1 protein-coding gene is annotated in these 1,051 nt (G+C 67.1%); it reads left to right on the top strand.

Annotation, left to right across the window (positions count from 1 at the left end; translation table 11 throughout):
- On the top strand, positions 1-897 hold an 897-nt coding region (cysD, locus tag GGR24_RS17450), incomplete at its 5' end, for a sulfate adenylyltransferase subunit CysD (RefSeq protein ID WP_246398670.1).
- Positions 898-1,051: the final 154 nt, after the last annotated feature.

The following is a 1,051-nucleotide window of genomic DNA, read 5'->3' as shown; positions in this document are numbered from 1 at the left end:
TTATCGTCTCATTTGCGGGCGCTGGAGTCGGAGTCGATTCACGTCATCCGTGAGGTTGCGGCTGAGTTTCGCAATCCTGTGATGCTGTATTCGATCGGCAAGGATTCTTCGGTGATGCTTCATCTTGCGATGAAGGCGTTTTATCCGGCGAAGCCTCCGTTTCCTTTGCTGCATGTCGACACGACGTGGAAGTTCCGGGAGATGATCGCGTTCCGGGACGAGACGGCGCGGCGGCTCGGGGTCGAGCTGATCGTGCATGTCAACGAGGACGGGGTGCGGCGCGGGGTGTCGCCGGTGGCGTCGGGCTCGAGCGTGCACACCCAGGTGATGAAGACCGAGGGGCTTCGGCAGGCGCTCGACAAATACGGCTTCGACGCCGCCTTCGGGGGCGCGCGGCGCGACGAGGAGAAGAGCCGGGCCAAGGAGCGGGTGTTCTCGTTCCGCACCGCCGGCCATGGCTGGGACCCGCGCAACCAGCGGCCGGAGCTCTGGCGGCTCTACAACACGCGGGTCAAGGCCGGCGAGTCGATCCGGGTGTTCCCGCTGTCGAACTGGACCGAGCTCGACGTCTGGCAATATGTGCTGGCCGAGCGGATCCCGGTGGTGCCGCTGTATTTCGCGGCGGAGCGCCCGGTGGTGCGGCGCGACGGGGCGCTGATCATGCGCGACGACGAGCGGCTGCCGCTCGAGCCCGGCGAGGTCCCGCAGATGCGGCGGGTGCGGTTCCGCACGCTCGGCTGCTATCCGCTGACCGGGGCGATCGAGAGCGAGGCGGCGAGCCTCGAGGAGATCATCGCCGAGATGCTGGCCTCGACGACCTCGGAGCGGCAGGGCCGGCTGATCGACGCCGACGAGGCCGGCTCGATGGAGAAGAAGAAGCGCGAGGGCTATTTCTGATGAACGCCCCGGACTTCTCGGCGCGCTCGCTCGCCGACGCGGTGTCCCGCAAGGGGCTGCTGCGCTTCATCACCTGCGGCTCGGTCGACGACGGCAAGTCGACGCTGATCGGGCGGCTGCTCTACGACACCCGGCTGATCTTCGACGACCAGCT

It is taken from the genome of Hansschlegelia beijingensis (assembly GCF_014196425.1).
GTDB lineage: Bacteria > Pseudomonadota > Alphaproteobacteria > Rhizobiales > Methylopilaceae > Methylopila > Methylopila beijingensis.
This window is presented reverse-complemented; position numbering and strand designations above follow the sequence as displayed.